This window comes from Methylobacterium sp. WL12 (assembly GCF_008039475.1).
GTDB classification, from domain to species: Bacteria; Pseudomonadota; Alphaproteobacteria; order Rhizobiales; family Beijerinckiaceae; genus Methylobacterium; species Methylobacterium cerastii.
The window spans coordinates 1-24,328 of sequence record NZ_VRUW01000030.1 but is presented as its reverse complement, the minus strand read 5'-3'; the positions used below and the strand labels follow the sequence as shown (position 1 = coordinate 24,328).

Genomic DNA, 24,328 nt, shown 5'->3' with positions numbered 1-24,328 from the left:
CGATCAGGTCTCCTCCGGCGGGTCCAAGAGAGCGCGCCATTCGGCCAGCACGTCCGGGTCGGTCTCGCCGAGCCCATGACGTTCGTAAAGGGGGCGGCAGGCCGCGGGACCGAGCAGCGCGCCGCAGGCCCAGACCGCCATGCCGCGCACGATCGCCGACGCGTCGCCCAAGTTTCGCTCGGCGGAGGCGGCCAGCGCGGGATCGCCCGAGTTGCCCACCGCGATCAGGACGTTGCGCAGGAAGCGGTCGCGGCCGGTGCGCTTCACCGGCGTGCCGGCGAACCGCGTGCGGAAGGCGGCGTCGTCGAGGCCGGCGAGTTCGGCGAGCGGCGGCGCGTCGAAGGCGGGGTCGGCCGCCATGCGCGCGTCGCGCGCCGCGTGGGCGAACTTGTTCCAGGGGCAGATCGCGAGGCAGTCGTCGCAGCCGAACACCCGGTTGCCGATCGCCTTGCGGAACTCCGGCGCGATCGGGCCGGCATGCTCGATCGTCAGGTAGGAGATGCAGCGCCGCGCATCCAAGCGGTAGGGGGCCGGGAAGGCGTTCGTCGGGCAGACGTCGAGGCAGGCGCGGCAGGAGCCGCACCGGTCGGGTTCGGGCGCATCCGGCTCCAGCTCGGCGGAGGTGTAGATCGCACCGAGCAGCAGCCAGTTGCCGTGGCGGCGCGACAGCAGCACCGTGTGCTTGCCCTGCCAGCCGAGGCCGGCGGCGGCGGCGAGCGGCTTCTCCATCACGGGTGCGGTGTCGCAGAACACCTTCACCCGCACGTCGCCCTTGGCCGAGAGGTAGCCGCCGAGTTCCTTCAGCCGCCCCTTCACCACGTCGTGATAGTCGCGGCGCTGGGCGTAGGCCGCGATCGCCCCGCGATCCTTCCTCGCCAGAAGGTCGAGCGGATCGGTTTCGGGGCCGTAATTCGTGGCCAGCACGATGATGCTGCGCACCCCCGGCCACAAGGTCTTGGGTGAGGCGCGCTGGTCGGCGCGGTCCTGCATCCAGTCCATCGTGCCGTGGGCGCCCTCGCCCAGCCATGCGGCGAGGCGGCCGGGCAACACCGGCACCGCCTCCGGGCGGGTGACCTGCACGTCGCAGAAGCCGAGGTGGCGGGCGCGGGCCTCGACGAGGCGGCGCAGCTCGGCGCCGGCGAAGGTGCGGCGGTCGCTCAGAAATCCAGGTCCGCGTAATGCCCGGCCGGCGGCATGCCCGCGACCCGGTCGGCCAGCAGAGCCCGGAAGGAGGGCCGCGACTTGACCCGCGCGTACCAGTCCCGCGCCGTCTCGTCCTCGTCCCACGGCACGTCGCCGAGGTAGTCGACGCAGCTCAGGTGCGCGGCGGCCGCAAGGTCGGCGTAGGTCAGGTGGTCGCCGGCGATCCAGCGGCGGCGGGCCATGAGGTAGCCGATGTATTTGAGGTGGTAGCGCACGTTGGTGCGGGCGGCGCGGATCGCGTTCATGTCCGGCGGGCCGCCGCCGGTGGCGCTCGTCATGAAGCGCTTGGCGATCTTCTCGGTCACGAGGTAGCCCGTCACCTCGGCGTCGAACTTGACCAGGAACCAGTCCATCAGCCGGCGCACCTCGACGCGCTCGGCCGGATGGTCCGGCATCAAGCGGCGGCCGGTGAGCCCGAGGCCGCGGGTCTCGTCGAGGTATTCCGCGATGATGCCGCCGCCGGGCACGACGAGGCCGCCCTGCTCCATCAGCACCGGCGTGGTGCCGGCCGGATTGATCAGCAGGAACGCGTCGCGCCTGTCCCAGGGCCGCTCCTCGACGAGGCTCGGCTCCAGGCCCATCTCGGCCAGGACGAGGCGGATGAAGCGGGAGTTGGCGCAGAAGGGAAAGTGATAGAGCGTCGCCATCGAGGCCGTTGTCGGACGAGGGGGGCTGCCGGCGGGACGCGCCGCACGGGATACCCCGCGGGACCGGGCTTGGATGCATCGTTATTGCCCGATCGTTGCCGCCTCATTAACACGCCGCACCGGTCGCGGTAACCGCCCGTTCACCTTGATCGGCGAACCGTGGGCGCGCCGCCGCACCGGGCGGCGATTCCAACCCACCAGGCCGGTCGCCTTCGTGCGCGGCCGAGGCGAGCGATGATGCGAGATCTGCGATGATGGATGCGATGAGCATCGCGAAGGCGGTCGTGCTCGCGGTCGTGGAGGGCGCGACCGAGTTCATCCCGGTCTCCTCCACCGGCCACCAGCTGCTGGTCGGGCACTTCATCGGGTTCCACTCGCCCAACAACACCTTCGAGGTGCTGATCCAGCTCGGCGCGATCCTGGCGATCCTGGCGGTGTACTTCCGCCGGCTCCTGGGCATCGCCTTCGCCCTGCCGAACGACCCGAAGGCGCGCCAGTTCGTCCTCGGCATCCTCGTCGCCTTCCTGCCGGCGGCGATCGTCGGCGGCCTGTTCTCGAAGGTGATCAAGGCCTACCTGTTCAATCCGTGGATCGTCTGCGCGACGCTGGTCGCGGGCGGGCTCGTGCTGCTCGTCCTCGACGACACCGAGCTCGAGGTGAAGAAGACCGACGTCTACGACTTCACCCTGCCGATGGACCTGAAGATCGGCATCTTCCAGTGCCTGGCGATGATCCCGGGCGTGTCGCGCTCCGGCGCCACCATCGTCGGCGCGATGCTGATGGGCGCCGACAAGCGTTCGGCCACCGAGTTCTCGTTCTACCTCGCGATGCCGACCATGGCCGGCGCGTTCGCCAAGGACCTGCTCGACAACTACAGGAACCTCGGCAGCGACGACGTCGGCCTGATCGCCATCGGCTTCGTGGTGGCCTTCGTCTCGGCGCTGGTCGTCGTGCGGACGGTGCTCGACTACGTCTCCCGCCATGGGTTCTGGCTGTTCGCGTGGTGGCGCATCGTCGTCGGCTCGGCGGGGTTCGCCGGCCTGATCATCTTTGGATAGAAAATACGCGCATCCCGGTCGATTGCCTCGCCAGCGGGGCCGTGCGAGGGCAGACGGATGGGGAGATCGGGCGAAAGACCCGCATCCCGGCACCGTTTGAAGGCCCGCTGCGATGGAAGACAGACCGCTTGCCGACCTCTTCGAGCCCGCGACCCGCGCGCGCTGGCTCGGCCTCGTCGAGGGCGTTCTGAAGGGCGCCGACTTCGAGAAGCGCCTCGTCTCCAAGACCGCGGACGGCCTGCGCATCGAACCGCTCTACGAGGCGGCCGAGCCGGCGCCGCAGCCGGTCCGCGCTCCCGGACCGTGGCGGATCGCCCAGCACGTCGACCACCCTGAGATCGAGCAGGCGAACCGGCAGGTGTTGGCCGACCTCGAAGGCGGCGCCGACGCGCTGACCTTGGTGTTCTCCGGCGCGCCCGCCGCCCACGGCTACGGCCTCACCGCCCGCACCGTGGAGGAGTTGGAGGCGGCGCTCTCCGGCGTCATGCTGCCGCTGATCGGGCTGCGGGTCGACGCCGGCCCGCTCGGGCTGGAGGCCGCCCGCCTCGTCCTCGACCTCGCCAAGGCGCGCGGCGAGGACCTGTCGGCCTGCGACATCGACCTCGGCATCGATCCCGTCGGCACACTCGCCGCCTCCGGCACCCTCGGGGCGGTGTGGTCCGAGATCGCGCCCAAGCTGGGCCGAGCGGTGAAGGAGTTCGACGCAGCCGGCTTTGCCGGGCGCGCGCTCCTGGCCGACGGACGACCCTACCACGAGGCCGGTGCCGGCGAGGCGGCCGAGCTCGGCGCGGTGCTCGCGACGGCGGTGGCCTACCTCCGGGCGCTGGAGGCGGAAGGGATTACGCTCGAACGCGCCCGCGACGCGGTCGGCATCCTGCTCGTGACCGATGCCGACGAGTTCCTCACCATCGCGAAGTTCCGGGCGATGCGCCGGCTCTGGGCCCGCATCGAGCAGGCCTGCGGCCTCGACCCGAAGCCGCTGCGGCTCCACGCCGAGACCGCGTGGCGGATGATGACCCGGCGCGACCCCTTCGTGAACATCCTGCGGACCGCGATGGCCGCGACCGGCGCCGGCCTCGGCGGCGCGGACGCCGTCACCGCCCTGCCCTACACCCAGGCGCTCGGCCTCCCCGACGCCTTCGCCCGGCGGGTGGCGCGCAACAGCCAGATCGTCCTGATCGAGGAATCGAACCTCGCCCGCGTCGCCGACCCGGCGGCGGGCGCCGGCGGCTTCGAGAGCCTGACCGCGCAGCTGGCCGAGGCCGGCTGGGAAGCGTTCCAGGCGATCGAGCGCGAGGGCGGCATCGTCGCCTCGCTCAGCGTCGGCAAGCTCCAGCGCCGGATCGAGGCCACCCGCGAGACCCGCGCGAAGAACGTCGCGACCCGGCGCGAGGCGCTGACAGGCGCCACCGAGTTCCCGTACCTCGCCGAGAAGCCGGTGGCGGTGCTCGACGTGGCGCCCGTGCCGCCCGCGCCGGCCGCGAGCTTCGGCACCGGGGCCGCGGTCGCCTGCGACGCGCTTCCGTCGCAGCGGCTGGCCGAGCCCTACGAGGCGCTGCGCGACGCCTCCGACGGCCTCCTCGCCAAGGGCGGCAAGCGCCCGCAGGTGTTCCTGGCCAACCTCGGCCCGGTGGCGGTGTTCAACGCCCGCTCGACCTTCGCCGCCAACGCCTTCGCCGCCGGCGGAATCGAGGCCCTGAGCAACGACGGGTTCGCCGACGAGGCGAGCCTCGCCGAGGCGTTCACGGCGTCCGGCGCCGCGCTCGCCTGCCTGTGCTCCTCGGACAAGGTCTACGAGGCGCGCGCGGTCGCCGCGGCGACCGCCCTCAAGGCGGCCGGCGCCAGGACGACCTACCTCGCCGGCAAGCCGGCGGCGGAGCTGGCCGAGCCGCTGCAGGCGGCGGGCGTCCACGACTTCCTGCATGCCGGCGGCGACCTCCTGGCCCTGCTCAACGACGCCCTGCGGCGGGCCGCCCGCGCCTGAGTTTGGAAATCGGCAACCGATCCGGCCGTCGCGTGTTTCGATGCGGACAGGCCCGCACGCCCGAACGGCGCGTGCGGGCCTCGCGACACGCGCGCTCGACCGGGATCCGATGAAAGCACTGACGCTGGCCGCCGCCCTCCTCATCCTCGCAGCCGGCGGCCTCAGCCCCGCCGACGCGGCGCGGAAGAAGGTCCAGATCCCGAACCGCTACGACGGCAACTGGAGCATCGAGGTCATCACCGAATCCGGCATCTGCGACCGGGCCTACCGCTACGGGGTGCGCATCGAGCGCGGTCAGGCCAGCTATCCCGGCGGCGACTTCTCGATCAGCGGGCGCGTGGCGAGCAACGGCGCCGTGCGCGCCGCGATCTCCAACGGGTCGGCCACCGCCAACGTCGTCGGCCGCCTCGGCCGCCAGGGCACCGGCGCCGGCACGTGGTCGACCGACGGCGCCCCCGGCTGCAGCGGCCGCTGGAACGCCGAACGGCGCGGATAACGCGTCCTTCGCGGGCGAACGCGCGTCCGTCCCGGCGACCTCGTCTGTGACTCGGAAGCGACGGTGATCCATGATCGCTGCGCGCGGTCGCGTCGCAGCGTGGATGGCCCTGTTCCCGACACGATCCCTGGGGAATACTCCACTCGATCGATCCCTCGTTCGAGGCTTCCCGCGCGATGAAGACCCCGCTGCTCGGTGTGCTCGCATTCCTTCTCGCCCTCGCGCCGGCCACGGCGCGCGAACGCCAGAAGCCCGATGCCGACACGGCGATGGCGCCGTTGCAGCAGGCCGCGACCGATTGCTTCGCCGAGACGGTGATGGCCAACCCCGGCGCGATGAACCACGCCCGCGCCGGCCGCTGGTTCCAGGCCGCGGGGGTGATCGGCTTCCTCTGCCGCCCCGAGGTCGACGCGATGATCGCAACGCACGACCGCCTCTTCGGCCGCGGCACCGGCGCCAAGTACTTCAAGGGCGCCTACGCGCGCCATCTCGACCAGCAGCTCGCCCTTCGCCTCCAGCCGATGCTGGAGCGCAAGACCGTCGCCAGCGCCGAGCCCGCGGCCGACAAGGCCGTCGCGGACGAGGCGCCGGGCGAGTGACCGGTCTCGCGTAGCGCTTCCGCGATGGCCTACGAACTCTACTACTGGCCGATGCTGCAGGGGCGCGGCGAATTCGTGCGCCTCACCCTCGAAGAGGCCGGCGCGGCTTACGTCGACGTCGCCCGCGAGCCAGAGACCGACGGACTCGGCCTGCCGGCGCTGATGCGGATCCTCGAGGATCTCGACGAGCCGCGCCCGGCCTTCGCCCCGCCCTTCCTGCGCGACGGCGACCGGGTCGTCGGGCAGACGGCGGCGATCCTGCTCTATCTCGGCCCTCGGCTCGACCTCGTCGGCGCGACCGAGGACGAGCGGATCTGGACCCACCAGATCCAGCTCACCATCGCCGACACGGTGGCCGAGGCGCACGACACCCACCATCCGGTCGCGGTCGGCCTCGCCTACGAGGACCAGAAGGCGGAAGCCGCCCGCCGCGCCGCGCATTTTCGCGCCGACCGCATCCCCGAATTCCTGGCCTGGTTCGAGCACGTGCTGTCGCGCAACGGCGGCACCCATCTCGTGGGCGAGCGCTTGAGCTACGCCGACCTGTCGCTGTTTCAGCTCGTCGACGGCCTGCGCTACGCCTTCCCGAAGGCCATGGCCGCGCAGCTCCCCGACCACCCGCGCGTGGCCGCGCTCCACGCAGCGGTCGCCCGACGCCCGCGGATCGCGGCCTATCTCGCCAGCCCGCGGCGCATCCCGTTCAACGAACAGGGCATCTTCCGGCGCTACGCCGAACTCGACGGTTAGGCCTCACGACGCCGGCTTCTCCGCCCGCCCGCGATAGGACAGCGCCTCCGCCAGGTGCAGGCGGCGGACCGTCGGCTCGCCGTCGAGGTCGGCGAGGGTACGGGCGACGCGGAGCGTCCGGTGGAAGCCGCGGGCGGTGAGGCGCATGCTCTCGGCCGCCGTGCGGATCAGCGCGGCGCCGTCCGCGTCCGGCGCGGCGACCCGCTCGATCAGGGTAGCGGGGCAGGTGGCGTTGGTGGTGCCCGCGGGCAAGCCCTCGGCGTCGTAGCGGGCGGTCTGGCGCCCGCGCGCGGCGGCCACCCGCAGGGCGGTCTCGCGCGAGCCCTCAGCCGGCGGCGGCAGGATCAGGTCGGCGGCGGTGACGGCGGCGACCTCGATGCGCAGATCGATCCGATCGAGCAGCGGCCCCGAGATGCGGGCGCCGTACTGCGCCATGCAGCGCTCGTTCGGCCCGCGCCGGCAGGCGTAGCCCGGCTCCAGCGCTTGCCCGCAGCGGCAGGGGTTCATCGCGGCGACGAGCTGGAAGCGGGCCGGATAGGTGATGCGGTGGTTGGCCCGCGCGATCATGATCTCGCCGGTCTCCATCGGCTGGCGCAGCGAATCGAGAACCTGCGGCGTGAACTCGGGCAGCTCGTCGAGGAACAGCACGCCGCCATGCGCCAGGGACGCCTCGCCGGGCCGGGCGTTGATGCCGCCGCCGACCAAAGCCGCCATCGAGGCCGAGTGGTGCGGCTGCCGGAACGGACGCCGGTCGGACAGCCGCCCCTCCTTCAGCTCGCCGGCCACCGACTGGATCATCGAGACCGCAAGCAGCTCGCGCGGCGTCAGCGGCGGCAGGATCGAGGGGAGTCGCGCGGCGAGCATCGACTTGCCGGAGCCGGGCGGCCCATTGAACAGCATGTTGTGTCCCATTAACTCGCCTCGACGAACGCAATGAGCGCCTGCATCAACGACGCGATTGTGGTGACCTACGTCATTTAGCGGGCGCCATGATCTCGGTTCGCCGCACCGCGTCGGAAGCTTGCTTCGGCGCGCACCCGGCCCGGATGAAGGATGGCCGACGATGCAATCGCTCGGCGACCGCCATGAGGAATGCCACGGGGTGCCTGCGTCAACGCCGTGCCGTGCCCCCTCCCGAGACGGCTCCACGGAAAGGCATTCCCTTATCCATGCCCGGCTTGTGAGTACGCACACCGCGGAACGGTCCTGGAAGCATGGCCGTTTCTCGATGACGCCGGATGGGTACCCGACCCGGTCCAGGCCACCAATAACCCACGAGGAAGCCCCCAAGAAGAAATCCCTGATCGCCGCTGCAGCCTTGGCCGCGCTCGGCGCCATCGGCATTTCCGCACCCGCCTCGGCCGCCCCCGGCATGATCGGCGCCGTCGATGCCACCACCAACATCGTCGACGTTCGCATGGACGGCATGCATGGCCACCGCGGTCATCACATGCGTCACCACCACCACCGCGGCCACATGATGCGTCACCATCATCACCGCGGTCACATGATGCGCCACGGCCATGGTCATCGCCATCACCGCATGTGATCCCATGGGGCCCTTCGGGGCCCCTCTTGATTTTGCGGTGACCTAGGGCAGGCTTCGGGATGGGATTACCGGAACGATCCGGGAAATTTCGCCCCGAGCCGATCTGGCCGATTCATCGCGTGTCAGCCCGAAAGAAGTCCAATCTCGCCCAACGCGAAAAGGTACCGTCAAGCTGACCCCATCAGGTAGCTTGGTGGATCGCGTCTACGACCTGGTCCGCGCTGTAGGGCTTGGGGAGGAACAGGCCGTGATCGGGGATATCCCCATGGGCCAGACGGTGCCGACCCGAGGTCACGACCAGTCGGATGTCGGGCCAGGCGTCGTGTACGCGTCCGGCCAGGGTCACCCCGCACATCGAGCCCGGCATGTCGACGTCGGTGAAGAGCGCTCCGATGTCCGCACGCTCGTGAAGGATGAACCAGGCCTCGTCGGCATGGCGTGCCTCGACGATCACGAAGCCCGCATCCTCAAGCATCTCGACGGCGCAGAGGCGCACGAGGTCGTCGTCCTCGACGACGAGCACGGCGGTGGCTTTCATGGAGCGCTTCGTCGACATGAGAGCGCAACACAGGTTAGCTCGATAAGTTGCCCTTCTTGAGCATCCCAGTTGAAATGTCCCGGCCGATGCGATGAGCGTGCATGCAGGAAAGCGGCTTTCGCCGACGTGCGCAGTACCGTCGGGATAGACCCTGTCGTTCACCCGCTCGTATCCGCGCAGCATGTCGAGGCTTCGGTCCCCACGACAGTGCGCCGTGAATCGGCAAGCGACGCCAAAACAAACTTATGTTACCCGGCAACCTCTGGACGAGGTTGGCCTTACCCCTTGATGACCCTGCCTGGCCCTTCCGATGCGCCCTTCGCCCTCGTGGTCGACGACGACGCCCTGATCCTGATGGATGCTACCGATATCCTGGAGGATGCGGGCTTCGCGGTGCTGGAGGCGATGAACGTGGCCCAGGCGATCAGGGTGCTCGACGAGCACCACGGCAAGGTGCAGTTGCTGTTCACGGACGTGCAGATGCCGGGCGATGGTGACGGTTTCGACCTCGCGCGTCGGACCGCCGAGTTGTGGCCGCACATCACCATCGTCGTGGCCTCCGGCCACGTACGACCCGAACGCGGAGACCTGCCGGACGGGGCGACGTTCATCGCGAAGCCCTTCAGTCCCTCGGTTGTCCGGCACCACGTCCGCAATACGTTGCCGTCGGAAAAACATCCCGAGTCCCTCAAGAAGTAGCGGCGGTCTTGGGCTGGCGCCGAGAACCACCACCTACGGGGGCGTAGCACTCTGGACGAACCGCTCCCGAACGATCCGGCCATCGTCGCGCGGAGACGCTCCAGAACCTTCGAATACCATTGTGCGGTGAGGCGTTTAACGGCAGACCGCTTTTCGGTCGGGAGTAGGCCGCAACAGCATCGGAAGTCGGCTGGAGGGCCATGGCGGGAGGCAACAAACAGGTCGATGGACTTCGCCGGCACGAACTGGCGAGCTACGACATCCTCGACACGCCCGCCGAGACCGAGTTCGACGACATCGTCAGGGTGGCGTCGGAAACTTGCGGTATGCCCGTGTCGCTGATCTCGCTCCTGGACGGCGAACGCCAATGGTTCAAGGCCGAGACCGGCTTCGGACGGAACGAGACGCCGCTGTCCCAATCGATCTGCGCCTACACCGTGCAGCAGGACGACGTGTTCGAGATCGAGGACCTGACCCTCGACGCGCGTACGTCGGACAACCCCCTGGTGACCGGCGGACCCGAAGTCCGCTTCTATGCGGGAGCTCCGCTGCGAACTGCCGACGGCGTCGCCCTCGGGGCGCTGTGCGTGCTCGATACCAAGCCCAACAAGCTGACACCCTCCCAAGCGTTCGTGCTTCGCACCCTCGCGCATCAGGTCATGACGACCCTGGAGCTACGCCGGTCCCTGCGCCAACGTCGTGAGACCGACCGGCGCAACACGGCGATTCTTGAGAGCGCCCTCGACTACGCCATCGTCTCACTGGATCTCGCCGGCATAGTGACGAGCTGGTCCCCGGGCGCCGAACGCATCCTGGGTTGGGACGAGGCCGAGATGCGTGGCAAGCCCGCCCATGTCTTCTTCACCGACGAGGACGTCGCGAACGGCGTCCCAGAGCAGGAAATGGCCTTGGCCCTGCTGTCCGGGCGGGGCGCCGACGAGCGCTGGCATGTTCGAAAGGACGGCAGCCGGTTCTGGGCCAACGGCGAGATGATGCCCCTAAGGGACGAGCACGACAGGCACGAGGGTTTCCTCAAGATCCTGCGCGACCGCACGGAGCAACGGAACGCCGCGGCCAAGGAGCAGGCGGACGCCGCGTTCATGCGCGGCGTGCTGTCCTCCTCGGCCGACTGCATCAAGGTGCTCGATCCCGACGCACGGCTGACCTTCATGAACGAGGGCGGGCTGGCCGTTATGGAGGCCGACGACTTCAACCAGGTGAAGGGTTGCGACTGGACCGGGTTCTGGAAGGGACGGGCCCAAATGGACGCAAAGGCGGCATTCTGGGCGGCGTTGGCCGGCGGCACCGGCCATTTCCAGGCCCCGGCCGAAACGCTCAAGGGCACGGCGAAGTGGTGGGACGTGCAGGTAACACCGATCCGCGGCGCTGATGGACGGCCGGAGCGGCTTCTGGTGGTGTCGCGCGACGTCACCGCCCAGCGCGCCTCCGAGCAGCGCATCGTCGAAAGCGAGAAGCGCTGGCGCGGCCTGTTCGAGGGCATGCAGGAAGGCTTCTTTAGCGGCGAAATCATCCGCAACGCGAACGGGAAGGCCACGGACTACCGGTTCGTGGAGATCAACCCGGCCTTCGCCGCGCAGTCTGGCCTCCCTGTCGAGACAGTGGGCCGGACCGTGCGCGAGGCCATTCCCGACATCCCCGACTGGCTGATCGAAACCTACGCACGGGTGGTCGACACCGGCACTCCCGAGGTCTTCGAGATTTCGGTGCCGCAGCTCGGGCGCGTGTTCGAGGTTCGCGCATACCGTGAAGCGGAGAATCGTTTCGCCGCGATGTTCATCGACGTCTCGGACCGCAAGCAGGCCGAGACCCGGCGTGCGGCCCTGGCGGAGCTCGGCGACCGCTTACGCAATTCGGACGATGCGGGGGAGATCGCCTGCGTGGCTGCGGAGATCCTTGGCCGCACCCTCGGGCTATCCCATGCCGGGTACGGGGCGGTGGACCACGACCGGGAAACCATCGCCGTCGGTGACGGCTGGACCGCTCCGGGCATTCCGGGCATCGGCGGGGTGCATTCGTTCCGGGACTACGGCTCGTACATCGAGAACCTGAAGTCCGGCCGTGCCGTGATCATCGACGACGTCGCAAACGACGTCCGGACGGCGAATGATGCGGAAGCCCTCGCGGCCATCCACGTGCGTTCGCTTTTGAACTTGCCGCTCATGGAGCACGGTCGGTTCGTCGCACTGCTGTTCGCGTTGAAGGCCAAGCCATACGCCTGGACGGGCGAGGAGATCAGTTTCGCCAACAACATCGCGGACCGGACCCGCGCGGCCTTGGCACGGATCGAGGCGGAGGAACGTCAGCGAACCCTGAACCTCGAACTGAGCCACCGCATGAAGAACATGCTGGCAATGGTCCAGTCCATCGCCACCCAGACCATGCGCACTGCAACCGACCTGAATGCGGCCAAGGACGTCCTCGCCGGTCGGCTGATCGCGCTCAGCAAGTCGCACGATCTCCTGCTTGGCGGAGAGATCGGGTCGGCACCTATCGAGACTTTGATCGAGAGCGCCTTGCAGACGCACCGGGACAATCCGGGGCGGTTCGTCCTCAAAGGACCCACCTTCACCATCGGGTCGAAGGCCGCGATGTCCCTCTCGCTGATGCTGCATGAGCTCGCGACCAACGCGGCCAAGTATGGGGCCCTTTCGACCGCCCAGGGCAAGGTCTCGGTCGAGTGGACGCTTCGCGAGGATGGCGGCGAGCCGCACTGCGCCCTGCGATGGTTGGAGCAAGGTGGTCCCGTCGTGAAGGCGCCGACACGGAGCGGCTTCGGTTCTAGGCTGATCGGGCGCGGACTTGCCGGCAACTTCGGCGGCGAGGTGGATCTCTCCTATCCGGCGACAGGTGTCATGTGCACCATCGACGCTCCCCTTAGAGGCCTGCAAGCGGAGGATGCACCGGCAACCAACCGATAGCGGCAGCGCCCGTAGTCGGGGACCCGGCGTCGAGGGCACCCAGTCCCGTGAAGGGCGTTGGATGTGCCATTTGCCCTCGGTAGCATCCTACCCTTCGCCGTCCTTCAGGTCGTAGTTCCGGGCCGGAGGTGCCTACTTCGTGACCGGTGAATGCCAGCGGCACCGGCAACGAACCTGGGCGGTTCACGTTGTCGACGACCTTGGAGTGGACTGCCGCGCGCCGATGTCGAAGACTGAAGGCCCCGCGTTCCTGATCCCACTCGACGATGCCCAGACGCCACCGGTCCCCAGGGATGAGGTCGCCCGGAGGTACCTCGGGCGGCTGATAGCCCTGTTCCACCGCGAAAAGTCCGAGCCTTTCATCGCGGACGACAAGCTGCACCGCGCGACGCTGAAGCGTCTCGACGAGATCGTTGCTCCCCCCGCCTGCGGCCCGGTCCTCGCCGAGATCGGGGCGACCGTGGGCAGGTGGCTGGATCGCCAGCCCGGCGCGTCGCACATCCTGACGGTGGTGCTGCCGCCCTGCGACGAGAACGCGGTCATCGAGACCTGGGCATCGGAGGCGGGACACCAGGTCCTCGTGCCGCCCTCGCGGCAATCGCTCATCGCGGCCGATCAGCCCATCCTGCCGGACATGACCGGGTCGGGGATCCTGGTCATCCCCAGGCTGGAGGACTGGTTCCTGCGGCATCGGGAAGGCCTGAGGGCCGTGCGCGCGCTCCTCGCGGCCATCGACGGACTGGATCGACCGGTGGTCGTCGGCTGCAACGCCTGGGCCTGGTCGTTCCTCGCCAAGGCGGCCGGCGCCGACGCCCTCCTGCCCGATGCCGTGACGATCAAGCCGTTCGACGCCGTCCGCCTGCATGGCTGGTTCGTCCAGCTCTCGACCTCCGAGGCCACCGGGGCGATGCGGTTCCGCCTGCCCGCCGACGGCGAGGACGTGCTCGCGGTCGACGAGGCGGGTACGCTTCGCAACGACTACCTGCGCAAGTTGGCCGGGCGCAGCCTCGGCATACCCTGGGTCGCCTGGCACCTCTGGCGGCGCAGCCTGCGTACGGGTGACGACGCTGACGTCGCCGAGGACGCGAAGGCCGCGATGTCGGATGGCGATGCCAGCGAGCAGACCCTCTGGGTGGCCGCCCTCGACGAGTACCTTCTCCCAGGTACGGACGACGGCACCGCCCTCCATGCCTTGCACGCGCTGCTGATACACGGGCCGTTGACCCGCGAGGAACTGCTGCTTGTCCTCCCAGGCGTGGAGGACCCGAACGTCGTGCCCGTCCTGCTCAGGGCGGGCTTCCTGGAACGTAAGGGCAACCGGTTCGGCTGCCGGGCGGCGGCCTACCCGGCGATCCGGGACGGCATCGAAGCGGCAGGATTTCCCGTGGGACGGGTTTGAACGACATGGCCACCGCACAGGACGTCCAGGACGGCGGCGTGCAGCTCGTCCACAGCCTCCAGGACATCCGATTCTGGGAGATCGGGCTCATCGTCGTCGGCACATGGGCGGCGATCTGGCTGGTGCGCAGCACCTTCCCCTACCTCGCCGAACGCGGCCCGAGCCGATTGAGGCTCTACCTCCTGGCGGCCGTGCCCATCGCGCGATTGCTCCTGATGGTGCTCGCCATCGTCTGGATCGTGCCCATCGTCTTCAACATCACGCTGCAGAACTTCCTCGTCATCGCCGGTGCGGCCAGCGTCGCCATCGGCTTCGCCTTCAAGGATTACGTCAGCAGCCTGATCGCCGGGGTTGTGGCCCTGGTCGAGCGGCCCTACCGGCCGGGAGATTGGGTCAAGGTCGGCTCCGACTACGGCGAGGTGCGTAACGTCGGGCTGCGCGCGATCCTACTCCAGACACCCGACGACAACGCGGTCACGGTTCCGCACTCGACGATCTGGACCGACCGGATCACCAACGCGAACGACGGCGCCGGGACCCTGCAGTGCGTCGCCGACTTCTACCTGCTGCCCCGGCATGACGGAGCCCTCGTGCGCGCCTTGCTGACGGACGTGGCGTTGACCAGCCCGTACCTGAACTACGGCAAATCGATCCGCGTGGTGCTGCACGAAGAGCCCTGGGGCACGCACTACAAGCTCCGCGCCTACCCGTTCGATATGCGCGACCAGTTCGCCTTCGTCAGCGACCTGACCGTACGGGGCAAGCTGGCCATCGCCGACGCCGGTGCCATGGAGGCGGTCGCGCTGACGCCGTCTCCGACAAGCTGATCGGCCGACGACACCCACCCATCCGTAGACCGGACTTCGCGATGGCGGTCCGTCACATTCAGGCTCGGACGCGACCGCGTCCTAGACCACACGAAGGACGAACGCGTGCATTTCCTGGGAATCGACTGGGTCGGCGTGAATGCCGAAAACGGGCGGAAGCTCTTGCTCTCCCTGATATTCATCGCCGTGATCGTCGGTGGGAGCGTCGGACTGCGCGCCATCGTCGGGCTGGTCCTGAACCGCACCGACCATTCCACGCTCCAGACCAAGTTCTGGACGCGCCAGGGCATCAGCCTCCTGGCGGCGGTGCTGTTGGTCCTCGGCCTGCTCTCGATCTGGTTCAACGACCCCGCCCGCCTCGCCACGGCGTTCGGCCTGCTCTCGGCCGGTCTCGCGTTCGCGCTTCAGCAGGTTATCACCTCGCTGGCAGGCTACTTCGTGATCCTGCGCGGCTCGACCTTCACGGTGGGCGACCGCATCACCATGGGTGGCGTGCGCGGCGACGTGCTCCGCCTCGGCTTCATCCAGACCACGATCATGGAGATGGGCCAGCCGCCGGCGGTGCAGGGCAGCAGCCCGGCCATGTGGGTGCGCAGCCGCCAGTTCACAGGTCGCATCGTCACGGTGAGCAACGCGCAGATCTTCTCCGAACCGGTGTTCAACTACACCCGCGACTTCCCGTTCATCTGGGAGGAGATGTCCATTCCGATCACCTACGAGGCCGACCGGGCGAAGGTCGAGGCGATCATGCTCGCGGCGGCGAAGCGGCACGCCTTGGATACGAACGCCATGACCGACGAGGCCAAGGCGAACCTGCAGAACCGCTTCCGGGTCGAGCCCATTGACCTGGAGCCGCGCGTGTTCTTCCGCATCACCGACAACTGGCTGGAGCTGACCGTCCGCTTCATCCTCGGCACCCACCAGATCCGAGGCGCCAAGGACGCCATGAGCCGCGAGATGCTGGTAGGCCTCGACGCCGCGGGCATCGGCATCGCGTCTGCCACCTACGACATCGTCGGCCTGCCGCCCGTCGAGCTCGCCGGCCGGCGACGCGCCGGACGGACCCTCGCCCCGGCCCCGGAGGCTGCCGAATGACGGACCCGAGGGCGCATGCGTCGCCGCGGCCTTCCCGGGTGATCCGGTTCCGGTCTAGGCCGCCGACACTCGGCGTTTCCGTCGCATGGCTGGAGCGGCACTTGCGCTATCGAACCCAGCGCAGCCAGGAGGGACATTGTCCGCCGCCTGGTGCACCGGGCCGGCCGAGACAGGCGCGGTCGTCGTGCGATGGGATCCTCCGGTGGATCCCTTGATGCGGATCACCGACGTGGGTGGACAAGGGCACCGAGGACGCGAAAAGACGTGCCCTACACGTTCGACCGCGAGCGGACGCCGGTGAGCCACTAAACAAGGGAAACGCCATGACAGACGCCGTGGCGCCGACGCCGACCGCTCCGGACGCGTCCGACTTCCGCAACCTCGCAGACACCCTGCCGCAGATGGCCTGGATCGCGGACGCGAACGGCGACATCTTCTGGTACAATCAGCGCTGGTACGACTACACGGGCACGACCATCGATTCCATGAAGGGATGGGGCTGGAAGGCCGTCCACCATCCCGATCACGTCGATCGGGTCGTCGAGCGGATCTCGCACGCCTTCAAGGCCGGCGAGCCTTGGAACGACACCTTCCCCCTCCGCAGCGCCACCGGCGAGTACCGCTGGTTCCTCTCGCTGGCCAACCCGTTTCGCGATGCGGAGGGGCGCGTCATCCGCTGGTACGGGACCAACACGGACATCACCGACCGCAAGCGCATGGAGGCACGTCTGGCCGGCAAGGCCCGCGACCTGCGCCGCACGAACGAGGAACTGGAGCAGTTCGCCTACGTCGCCTCGCACGACCTCAAGGCGCCGCTCCGCGGCATCGAGAACCTCGTCGGATGGATCGAGGAGGACCTCGAAGGTGCCCTGACAGGCGACGTCCAGACCAACATGGAGCTCCTGAAAAGCCGGGTCCGGCGCCTGGAGAGCCTGCTGGACGACCTGCTGGCCTACTCAAGGGCCGGACGAGCCGACGTGGCCTTCACGCAGGTCGACACCAAGGCCCTCGTCGACGAGCTCGCCGTGCTGGTGAGCCCACCCGACGGGTTCGAGATCGTCGCCGCCGACGACCTGCCGACGCTGAACGCGGCGAAGGCCCCGCTCACCCAGGCGCTCCAGAACCTGATCGGCAACGCGATCAAGCATCACGACCATCCGGGGGGCGGTCGCGTCCGCGTCGATGCGCACCCGATGGGCGATATGGTAGAGTTCGTGGTCACGGACGACGGTGCCGGCATCCCGGAGCAGTTCCGCGAGCGCGTGTTCGGCATGTTCCAGACCCTGAGGCCCCGCGACGAGGTCGAGGGCAGCGGCATGGGTCTGGCCATCGTCAGGAAACTCGTCGAGCGCCAGGGTGGCAAGGTCTGGCTGAACGAAGGCCGGGAGGGGCGCGGCCTCTCGGTGCATTTCACGTGGCCGAAGGACGGCGCGAAGGGGGGGACTGATGGGTTCGACGGTTAACCTGCTACTGGTCGACGACGACGAGGTCGACGTCCAAGGGCTGAAGCGCGCCTTCAAGAAGAGCAAGATCGGCAACCCGATCACCGTCGCCCGCGATGGCATCGAGGCGCTGGAGTACCTGCGGGGCCAGAACGGCAAGGAGAAGCTGCCGAAGCCCCACCTCATCCTGCTCGACCTCAACATGCCGCGCATGAACGGCATCGAGTTCCTGGAGGAGATCCGGGCCGACGAGGACCTGCGCACCGCCGTGGTGTTCATGATCACCACCTCGAAGGCGGACGAGGATCGCATGCGGGCCTACGGGCACAACGTGGCCGGCTACATCGTCAAGCGCGATCCGGCCAACACCTTCATGGAGGCGGTCTCCATGCTGGAGCACTTCTGGAAGGTGGTCGAGTTCCCGCAATAGGGCTCGGCAGACACGTGGAATCCCCCACCCGCATCCTGCTGATCGACGACGACGCCGTCGACCGGACGTCCGTGCGCCGCGCCCTGAAGAAGTCGGGGCTGAAGCACGACCTGACCGAGGCGCCCGACGGCACGACCGGGCTGCGGCTGGCGCGGGAGGGCGCGTTCGATTGCATCCTGCTCGACTACCGCCTGCCGGACGTCGACACCTTCGACTTGCTGGCCTCCCTCCTCGCCCTGCCGGGCGAGGGCCATGCCGTCTTGATGCTGACCGGCGAGGCGGACGAGGACCTCGCGTTCCGGCTGATGCGGGCCGGCGCCCTCGACTACCTCGCCAAGGCGGAGGCGACCCCGTCGAGCCTGGCTCGGGCGATCCGCTATGCGGAGGCGCGCCGCGGCTTCCAGGCGAAGCTCGACGAAGCTAGGCGCGAGGCCGAGGCGAAGTCGCTGGAGCTCGACACCCTTAACCGGCAGAAGACCCTGCTGTTCTCGATCATCGCCCACGACCTGCGCAACCCGTTCCAGTCGCTGCTCGGACTGTCGGAGGTCCTGGGGAAGGCGGTGGCGACGCGGGACCATGCGTCCATCGAGCGTCGTGCCAAGGGCATCAACGACGCCGCGACGCAGGCCTACGCGCTGCTGGAGAGCCTGTTCTCCTGGGCGAGCCTGCAGATGGATACGATGGCGGTGACGATCACCGACATCGCCCTCGGCACGGTGGCGGCGGAGGTCATGCAGGGCGCCGCCGAGGCGGCCGCCGATAAGGGCCTGACGCTGGCCATCGACTGCCGGGGGACCACGGTCCGCGCGCAGCGGGACATGCTGGCTACTGTCCTGCGCAACCTCGTGAGCAACGCGGTCAAGTTCACGCTGCCTGGAGGGACGATCACGGTCGCTGGTCGGCCGACCGAGAGCGGTGTCGAGATTACGGTTTCAGATACCGGCGTCGGCATGCCCGCCGGCAAGGTGGCCGACCTATTCCGGCTCGACCGGCGCAGCACGACGAACGGAACGGCGGGCGAACGCGGGAGCGGGCTGGGCCTCCTGCTCTGCCGCGACCTCGTGGAGCGCCAAGGCGGCGAATTGACCGTCGTGAGTTCTCCCGACCAGGGCACCACCTTCCGCTTCACCCTTCCGGAAGCGGCCGGCGCCCCATGTCCCTGACGACCCGCATCCTGCTCCTCGTGCTGCTTGCCCTCGCGCCCGCATTGGCGATCCAGGGCTACAACGAGCACGCCTTGCGCACCTCGCGCGACGAGGTCGTGCGCGCCGATACGATGGCGACGGCCCGGACCGTCGCCGAGGATCTATCGCAGGTCGCGGAGTCTGCCCGCCAAGCCCTTAACTTCCTGGCTCAGGACCCGGCGGTCCGGGCGATGGAGCCCTCGGGCTGCACCGAGTACCTCCGCCGGGCCGTGCGCGACAATCCGCAATTCGCGGTGTTCGCGCTAACCCGGCCGGACGGGACCGTCGTGTGCAACAGCCTCGGGTCCGCGCCCGGCTCCTACGCCGTGCGAGACCGGGTCTACCAGCGTCGCGCCGTCGCCGAGGGCACGTTCGTGATGGGGACCTACGCCCGCGGCAACGCCTCCCGCAGGGACTCGCTGCACTTCGCCCAAGCGCTGCCCGACGCGGAGGGGCGCACGGTCGGCGTGCTCGCCGTCGCCGTCGACCTCGGGTGGCTCGACGGTTACCTCAGGCGCAACCTGAGACTTCCCAGCACGTCCGTGACGGTGGCGGACCAGGACGGCATCATCCTGGTCCGCTATCCCGACGAGAGTGGTTGGGTCGGAAAACCGGTGCCGCCGGATCGACAGCGCATCGTGATGAGTCGTGGCGAGGGTGTCCGCGTCGACTTCGGCATCGACGGACGCGAACGCATCCTCGCCAATGCTAAGCCTGGCGGCGCGGCGTCGTCCGCCTGGGTGACGGTCGGCCGCGACCGGCAGATTGCCTTCGCGGACGTGGACGCCGCCACCCGCAGGGGCGTGGTGCTGATCGCGCTGGGTGCGGTTCTGGCCGTCGCCGCCGCGTTCCTGGCGGGGCGCGCCTTCATCCGCCGCCCCTTCGACCGCCTGCTCCGGACGGCATCGAAATGGCAGGCCGGAGACCTCGCGGCCCGGACCGGGTTGGACGGCGCCGACGAGTTCGGCCGCCTCGGTAACAAGCTCGACGCGATGGCCGGAAGCCTTCAACGCAACGAGGCCGACCTTCGCGACGAGGTCCGCAACGGTCGCGCGATGCAGGAGCGTCAGGTGACGATGCTGCACGAGTTGAACCATCGCGTGAAGAACACCCTCGCCACGGTCCAGGCCCTGGCACGGCAATCGACGCGCGGCGGCGAGGCGCCAGGCGAGCGGCTTGAGGCGCGCATCCTCGCCCTGTCGAAGACCCACGACCTCCTGACGCGGGACGACTGGTCGGGCGCTCCCTTGCGCGCGGTGCTTGAGAACGAACTCGGCCCCTACCGCGGCGGCGACGCGACCTTCGTCGTGGACGGTCCCGACGTGGACCTGCCGCCGCGCCACGTCCTCTCCCTCGGGATGACGTTGCACGAGCTCGTCACCAACGCCGCCAAGCACGGAGCCCTCTCGGTGCCGGACGGCGAGATCCGCGTGACTTGGCGCGTGGTCAGGTCCGAAGGCGGTGCGAGGCGATTGCGGCTGGACTGGGCCGAGGATGGGGGTCCGCCGTCGCCGCCGCCGACGAGACGCGGTTTCGGCACCAGGCTCATCGCAGTGAGCATCGAGCGGGAGCTCGACGGAAAACTCGACCTCGACTTCGCCACTGAAGGGTTGCGCTGCTCCGTCGACGTGCCGCTCCCGGCCCCAACGGTGGCCACCATGAGCCCGTTCACTCCGCTGCAGTAGGGGGTCGCGCGTGCGAGACGCCCGTGGCGCTCAGAGCAGGCCCATGGCGAGCCTATGCATGAGTTCGTCGAGCCACGCCTTCTGATGGTTCCCCCTCAACGCCAGGCCGGGACGATGCCCGATGTAGGCCAGGAGCCCCCCAAGGTTCACGAGGTGGTCCCGCTTCCAGCAGGATGTGTCCCATTAGGATCGATGGACAGCCCTCTTCGGCTTTTGTGAAAGTCGATGGTGAATGCCCACACAGATCATGCCGCCGGGAAATTCGCAGGTGCCGGCCTGCGCGCGAACTTACAACCATCCGCGTCTCCATCTCGGACGAGGCCAGGGCGCAGTTGAAGCTCGCCGCGCGGACCGACGACTCCAGAACGATCATGGCCAGCACCGACGTGACGAGGCGATTGTGCGTGGGGGCCAGACTACCGCTCAAGACAGGGCTTCCCCCGAGCGGACCAACTGTTCGGCCGGGTCGCGGGTCCGGCGCCCGGTCAGCGCTGGTGATACGCGCAGCCGCCGATGCCTTCAGGCATTGGACGGCTGCGCGTCCTCGTCACCGCCCAGCCTTTCGAGAAGCCAGCGGCCCGCCGGACCGAGGGGCTCGTCCCGCCGGTAGGCCGCGACCAGCGTGATGTGGCGCAGCGCACCGTTGTCGTTATAGTCATCCGTGGGGATGTGTACGAGTCGGCCCGCGGCGAGGTCATCCGCCACGAGTGCGTCGGGGAGCCTGCCCCATCCGATGCCGGCCAGCAGCAGGGCGTGCTTGGCCGCCAGGTCCGTCACCCGCCAGGTGTTGACCGCCGAAACGCCGATCTCCTTGTCGGCGGGGGCTTTCGTTCCTTCCGTCAGGACGATCTGAAGGTGGTCGCGCAACGTGTCGGCGCTCAGCGGGCCGGTAATGGCCGCCAGGGGGTGGAGCGGCGCAGCCACGTCGATGAGCGTGATCGCCCCGATTACCCGCTTCACCATCGTGTCCGGGAGCAGCATACCAAACACGATGTGGATGTCTGCGGATTCCTTCGAACCCGCGCCGTATCTCGCGTCCAACGAGAATGATTGGATGCTGATGCGGAGTCGGACGCTGGGATAGGCGTCGGCGAAGGCAGCGAGTGCCGGCGCGAGCAGCCTTATCGGCACGAGGGCGCCGAGGCTGAGATGCAGGTCGGTCTCCAACCCCCGCTTGATCTCCCGGGCCTGGATACGGAACCGGCCGACATCATCGAGGATGCGGCGGGCCTGGGGCAACAGCGCCAGACCCGCGAGGCTCAAGGTAGGCCTGTAGACGGTTCGGTCGAAGAGCTCGGTCTCGACCTGTTCCTCCAGTTTCTGGATCGCGTAGGTGATGGCGGATTGGGCGCGGTTGAGCCTTCGCCCCGCCTCCGAGAAGCTGCCGGCCTCCACCACCGCCACGAAGACGTGGAACTGGTCGAGCGTGAGGGCATCTATCATCATCGTCAGATCCGATGGGGATCATCGAAACAATCCCGGTTTCATCGATGATCGGGACCTAGCACGTTGTGGGGCGCTCAGCACCCAAATCGGAGTCCCCGACGATGTCCAACACGCTTTCCCCCTCGTTGCAGCCCGCGAACCAATCCTCCGGCAAGGTCCTCCGCATCGGTCTCTGGATAGCCCAGGGCTTAGTCGCGCTCGTGTTCGTCCTCGCGGGCTTCACCAAGCTGACGACGCCGATCCCCGACTTGTCCGCGATGATGCCCTGGACCGGGCAGTTGCCCGAGGCGTTCGTCCGCCTGATCGGCATGGTCGACATCGTGGGCGGGCTGGGGATTATCCTTCCGGCCGCGACCCGCATCCTGCCTCGCATGACGGTCGTCACCGCGCTCTGCTGCATGGTGCTGCAACTCCTGGCGATGGCCTTCCACGTCTCGCGTGGCGAGATCCCGGTGCTGCCGCTCAACCTCGTGCTGCTGACCCTCTCGGCCTTCGTCCTGTGGGGCCGCGCCACCAGGGCGCCCATCGCACCGCGCTCGTGATCCTCGAAAGACCCCTGCGACATCCAACCCGGGCCGTATGCCATGTCCCTGACCGACCAGACCGCCGACCACGACCAAGGATCACCCAGTCTCCTCGACAAGGCACCCGGTCGGATCGGGCGCGTCGACCTCATCGTCCGCGACCTCGACCGAACCTGTCGCTTCTACGAGGAGACCATCGGCCTCGCCCCGATGGACCGCGAGGGGCCGACGCTCCACCTCGGCGCCGGGGGCCCGGCCCTTCTGTCCCTGACGCACGACCCTGACGCCGATGCGCCGGCATCGGGTTCCGCCGGCCCTTTCCATACCGCCTTCCTGCTGCCGTCGCGGAGGCACCTCGGGGCATGGTTGGATCACGCGATGCGCGGTGGGGTCGTCATCGACGGCGCATCGGACCACCGCGTGAGCGAGGCCGTATACCTCCGCGATCCGGAGGGGAACGGCGTCGAGGTCTATGCGGACCGGCCGAGCGAAACCTGGACGGTCATCGACGACCTCGTCCGAATGGGCAGCGAGCGGCTCGACCTTCGAGAGCTGATGCGGGCCAAGGACGGTCCGTGGTCTGGGATGCCGTCAGACGGCTGCATCGGGCATGTCCATCTCCAGGTCGACGACCTCGCCCTGGCGGATCGGTTCTACGCGACGCTCCTCGGTTTCCAGACCAACGAACTGGTGCCGAGCGCACGCTTCTACGGCATGGGCGGGTATCATCATCAGATCGCCGCCAACATCTGGAGAAGCGCCGGGGCCGGACCGCGAAAGCCGGGAGGTGCGGGCCTTGCGGGATTCGAGATCCTCATGCGCGATGCCGCCTGCCTCACGGCGCTTCGGGCGACCGTGCGGTCCATCCGTGAGGAAATCCGAGAAGACGGCGACGACCTCATCCTCCGTGATCCCTGGAACACATCGGTTCGCGTGAGGAGAGCGTTGGGTCCGGCGAACCCTTTGTGAGGCATCGACCGCGAATCATCGCGGAACGATGCGATCCGAAAATCGGCCCTTTCAGAACCCTGATCCTGGGCCTCGCCGAGGCGCTCCGACCGAGCTTGCGACGTCGCCGGGCGGGGTCAGCGGAACCCTGCTGCGCCAGGCGATCCCGGATCGCGCCTTCTCGAAGCCGGCCTCGTAGAGGCTTCGCATGTACGAGACCTCGAAGCCGTCCACCGTCGTCGGCCTGGGAGCCGACCCGTCGATGTAGGCGAGGTGGAACCCAGCCCGGCGGCTGGCGGCGAAGGCGTAGGCCGCCGCCAGGCTTGCCGAGCTGCGCGCCTGCGCCCCAGTGGCGAGGGTCTGCTGGACGATGGGCAGGGTCTCGGCCCGCACGATTTCGAACTCGGGATCGATCCGCCCGTTCATGAGCACGAAGAAGTCCGCCTTCCCCGGGGCGCCACGGATCCTGTCGCCCACGAGCGCCGCCTGGGGCAGGATGAAGACCGGCGCGACCACGGCGCCGTCGACGTGGAGTTCCTGGTGGACGCGTCCCTCGGCCTGCACGTCGAGAAGCTGCGGCTTGAACACCGCCGGCACGCTGGCCGACGCCGTGAGCACGTCACGGAACAGGGCGGCGGCGTTCGGGGCGCCGCTCGCGGCGATGGTGCCCATGTTCCAGACCATGGCCCGCTTGGCGTCGAGGTTCGTCGTCATGACCAGGAGACGTCGACCCTTGGCATGCTCGTTCGCCACCGCCGCCAGCAAGTCGGTGGTGACGTAGCGCCCGACGAGGTCGCGAAGGCGCTGGTCCCCGAACAGCCCCGATCCGAAGACCACGTTGGCGAGGCTGGGATTGGCAACGAGCGAAGATGCGACACCGCTCGTGTAG

The 24,328-nt window shown here is 68.7% G+C and carries 22 protein-coding genes and 1 pseudogene; 17 read left to right on the top strand and 6 right to left on the bottom strand.

From position 1 onward, the window contains the following. Nucleotides 1–3: 3 nt before the first annotated feature. Together queG and FV226_RS13375 are read right to left on the bottom strand one after the other, a co-directional pair. On the bottom strand, nucleotides 4–1,128 hold the full coding sequence (gene queG, locus FV226_RS13380; protein ID WP_147763314.1) for a tRNA epoxyqueuosine(34) reductase QueG: 1,125 nt from the start codon (nucleotides 1,126–1,128) through the stop codon (nucleotides 4–6). Nucleotides 1,129–1,157: 29 nt separating this feature from the next. Then, a complete protein-coding gene (locus FV226_RS13375) occupies nucleotides 1,158–1,850 on the bottom strand; it encodes a glutathione S-transferase family protein (protein WP_147750396.1) in 693 nt (230 codons plus the stop codon). Between the two features lie 254 nt (nucleotides 1,851–2,104). On the opposite strand from FV226_RS13375, the gene FV226_RS13370 reads away from it, so the two are divergent. From FV226_RS13370 to FV226_RS13350, 5 genes are all read left to right on the top strand, one after another. Further along, complete coding sequence (locus FV226_RS13370; RefSeq protein WP_147763313.1) at nucleotides 2,105–2,908, top strand: undecaprenyl-diphosphate phosphatase; 804 nt, start codon at nucleotides 2,105–2,107, stop codon at nucleotides 2,906–2,908. Nucleotides 2,909–3,020: 112 nt separating this feature from the next. Next, the gene (locus tag FV226_RS13365; RefSeq protein ID WP_147763289.1) at nucleotides 3,021–4,892 is read left to right on the top strand and encodes a methylmalonyl-CoA mutase subunit beta; all 1,872 of its coding nucleotides are present in this window, start codon (nucleotides 3,021–3,023) and stop codon (nucleotides 4,890–4,892) included. A 109-nt stretch (nucleotides 4,893–5,001) separates the two neighbouring features. Continuing rightward, on the top strand, nucleotides 5,002–5,388 hold the full coding sequence (locus FV226_RS13360) for a hypothetical protein (RefSeq protein WP_147763288.1): 387 nt from the start codon (nucleotides 5,002–5,004) through the stop codon (nucleotides 5,386–5,388). A gap of 176 nt (nucleotides 5,389–5,564) precedes the next feature. After that, complete coding sequence (locus FV226_RS13355; RefSeq protein WP_147763287.1) at nucleotides 5,565–5,987, top strand: hypothetical protein; 423 nt, start codon at nucleotides 5,565–5,567, stop codon at nucleotides 5,985–5,987. Nucleotides 5,988–6,011: 24 nt separating this feature from the next. Further along, on the top strand, nucleotides 6,012–6,734 hold the full coding sequence (locus FV226_RS13350; RefSeq protein WP_147763286.1) for a glutathione S-transferase: 723 nt from the start codon (nucleotides 6,012–6,014) through the stop codon (nucleotides 6,732–6,734). 3 nt (nucleotides 6,735–6,737) lie between these two features. Here the strand turns inward: FV226_RS13350 and FV226_RS13345 are convergent. Next, nucleotides 6,738–7,643: pseudogene (locus FV226_RS13345) on the bottom strand (ATP-binding protein); the annotation flags it as partial. Between the two features lie 154 nt (nucleotides 7,644–7,797). Between FV226_RS13345 and FV226_RS13340 the strand changes: the two are divergent. Next, a complete protein-coding gene (locus tag FV226_RS13340) occupies nucleotides 7,798–8,283 on the top strand; it encodes a hypothetical protein (RefSeq protein WP_147763284.1) in 486 nt (161 codons plus the stop codon). 181 nt (nucleotides 8,284–8,464) lie between these two features. Here FV226_RS13340 and FV226_RS13335 read toward each other — a convergent pair whose 3' ends face one another. Then, nucleotides 8,465–8,839, bottom strand: a complete 375-nt coding sequence (locus FV226_RS13335) for a response regulator (RefSeq protein WP_147763312.1) — start codon at nucleotides 8,837–8,839, stop codon at nucleotides 8,465–8,467. Nucleotides 8,840–9,148: 309 nt separating this feature from the next. Between FV226_RS13335 and FV226_RS13330 the strand changes: the two genes are divergently transcribed. From FV226_RS13330 to FV226_RS13290, 9 genes are all read left to right on the top strand, one after another. Continuing rightward, nucleotides 9,149–9,520, top strand: a complete 372-nt coding sequence (locus tag FV226_RS13330; protein ID WP_043764502.1) for a response regulator — start codon at nucleotides 9,149–9,151, stop codon at nucleotides 9,518–9,520. A gap of 200 nt (nucleotides 9,521–9,720) precedes the next feature. Continuing rightward, a complete protein-coding gene (locus tag FV226_RS13325) occupies nucleotides 9,721–12,459 on the top strand; it encodes a PAS domain-containing protein (RefSeq protein WP_147763283.1) in 2,739 nt (912 codons plus the stop codon). A gap of 223 nt (nucleotides 12,460–12,682) precedes the next feature. Then, nucleotides 12,683–13,858 (top strand): hypothetical protein, encoded by a 1,176-nt coding sequence (locus FV226_RS13320; protein ID WP_147763282.1) that lies wholly within the window; start codon nucleotides 12,683–12,685, stop codon nucleotides 13,856–13,858. Between the two features lie 5 nt (nucleotides 13,859–13,863). Further along, nucleotides 13,864–14,685 carry a mechanosensitive ion channel domain-containing protein gene (locus FV226_RS13315; protein WP_246691597.1) on the top strand — a complete coding sequence of 274 codons (822 nt, stop codon included), beginning with the start codon at nucleotides 13,864–13,866 and terminating at the stop codon, nucleotides 14,683–14,685. Nucleotides 14,686–14,790: 105 nt separating this feature from the next. Then, nucleotides 14,791–15,780 (top strand): mechanosensitive ion channel domain-containing protein, encoded by a 990-nt coding sequence (locus FV226_RS13310; RefSeq protein WP_147763280.1) that lies wholly within the window; start codon nucleotides 14,791–14,793, stop codon nucleotides 15,778–15,780. Between the two features lie 323 nt (nucleotides 15,781–16,103). After that, nucleotides 16,104–17,243 (top strand): PAS domain-containing sensor histidine kinase, encoded by a 1,140-nt coding sequence (locus FV226_RS13305; RefSeq protein ID WP_147763279.1) that lies wholly within the window; start codon nucleotides 16,104–16,106, stop codon nucleotides 17,241–17,243. Next, the gene (locus tag FV226_RS13300) at nucleotides 17,227–17,652 is read left to right on the top strand and encodes a response regulator (RefSeq protein ID WP_018042937.1); all 426 of its coding nucleotides are present in this window, start codon (nucleotides 17,227–17,229) and stop codon (nucleotides 17,650–17,652) included. Before FV226_RS13305 ends, FV226_RS13300 begins: the two co-directional genes overlap by 17 nt. Before the next feature lie 14 nt (nucleotides 17,653–17,666). Next, a complete protein-coding gene (locus tag FV226_RS13295) occupies nucleotides 17,667–18,815 on the top strand; it encodes a hybrid sensor histidine kinase/response regulator (protein ID WP_147763278.1) in 1,149 nt (382 codons plus the stop codon). Then, nucleotides 18,806–20,521 (top strand): HWE histidine kinase domain-containing protein, encoded by a 1,716-nt coding sequence (locus FV226_RS13290; RefSeq protein WP_147763277.1) that lies wholly within the window; start codon nucleotides 18,806–18,808, stop codon nucleotides 20,519–20,521. Before FV226_RS13295 ends, FV226_RS13290 begins: the two co-directional genes overlap by 10 nt. Nucleotides 20,522–21,040: 519 nt before the next feature. Here FV226_RS13290 and FV226_RS13285 read toward each other — a convergent pair. Beyond that, entirely contained in the window at nucleotides 21,041–21,967 is a 927-nt protein-coding gene (locus FV226_RS13285; protein WP_147763276.1) for a LysR family transcriptional regulator, read from the bottom strand. Between the two features lie 101 nt (nucleotides 21,968–22,068). Between FV226_RS13285 and FV226_RS13280 the strand changes: the two genes are divergently transcribed. Then, nucleotides 22,069–22,509, top strand: coding sequence for a DoxX family protein (locus tag FV226_RS13280; RefSeq protein ID WP_147763275.1), 441 nt, complete (start codon nucleotides 22,069–22,071; stop codon nucleotides 22,507–22,509). Nucleotides 22,510–22,551: 42 nt separating this feature from the next. Then, nucleotides 22,552–23,460: a VOC family protein gene (locus tag FV226_RS13275; protein WP_147763274.1), complete on the top strand. Its 909-nt coding sequence runs from the start codon at nucleotides 22,552–22,554 to the stop codon at nucleotides 23,458–23,460. A gap of 51 nt (nucleotides 23,461–23,511) precedes the next feature. Here the strand turns inward: FV226_RS13275 and FV226_RS13270 are convergent. After that, on the bottom strand, nucleotides 23,512–24,328 hold an 817-nt coding region (locus FV226_RS13270), incomplete at its 5' end, for a patatin-like phospholipase family protein (protein ID WP_147763273.1).